The following is an 818-nucleotide window of genomic DNA, read 5'->3' on the forward strand; positions in this document are numbered from 1 at the left end:
ATATTAATCAAACAGAAATGAGTTTAGAAATGGAGAAAAAGTTAAAATTATATTCTTTTGATATTAAATTAAAGGCTGTTTTTTCAAAACAAAAAGGAAATAGGTACAAAGAAACAAAAAATTAAAAATCGCAATCAAATTTATACTTGAGTTAGGTTGTATGAAAAAGAAGGGGCGAATTGATTAGAAAGAATAGTTGGTAGGGGAAAAAAAAGAAACCAACAAGTGAAGATGATTTAAATAAAACTACAATTAGGAAAAAACTTGCTGCTACATTTAGGAAAAATAGGAAATTATATTTATATATTATCGACCAATATAAAAAAGATATTTTGCTTAATCAATTAATCAAATGGCTAAAAATTTCTAAAAATAGTTATTATCGATGGCGCTAGAACAAAGCATTAATCCTAGGCCATATAATAACTTCGAAAAAGCATTGTTTCAAATATGCAAACAAAAATCATATATTACAATAGATGGAAGAAGAAAAAGGCGTTTAGGATATCGGGTGGTTCATCAAAAATTAAAAGAAGTTGTTTTTAATATCAACACTAAAACAGTATTAAAATTGATGCATAAATTTTAATTATTATCTGAAAGAATCAAACACAAACCACGATATTATTATGATTTTGCTATTAAAAAAGAAAATAACTTAAAAAACCTTCTTCAAAATAATTATTAAGCGAAGGCATTCATTAGAAAAATTATGTACTGATATCACATATATTCCTTTTAGAACTAATAACAAAAAATTATTTGTAGCAGCTGTGATGGATTTACATAACCGCGAAATTATTAGTTATAATATTTCT

Annotated in this window: 1 protein-coding gene; it reads left to right on the top strand. The window is 24.7% G+C overall.

Going from position 1 to position 818, the window contains the following annotated elements; genetic code table 11:
- The first annotated feature begins 385 nt into the window (after positions 1-385).
- Complete coding sequence (locus J8J04_RS03055; protein ID WP_212332254.1) at positions 386-589, top strand: hypothetical protein; 204 nt, start codon at positions 386-388, stop codon at positions 587-589.
- The last annotated feature ends 229 nt before the right edge of the window (positions 590-818 follow it).

The organism is 'Fragaria x ananassa' phyllody phytoplasma, assembly GCF_018274325.1.
Lineage (GTDB): Bacteria > Bacillota_I > Bacilli_A > Acholeplasmatales > Acholeplasmataceae > Phytoplasma.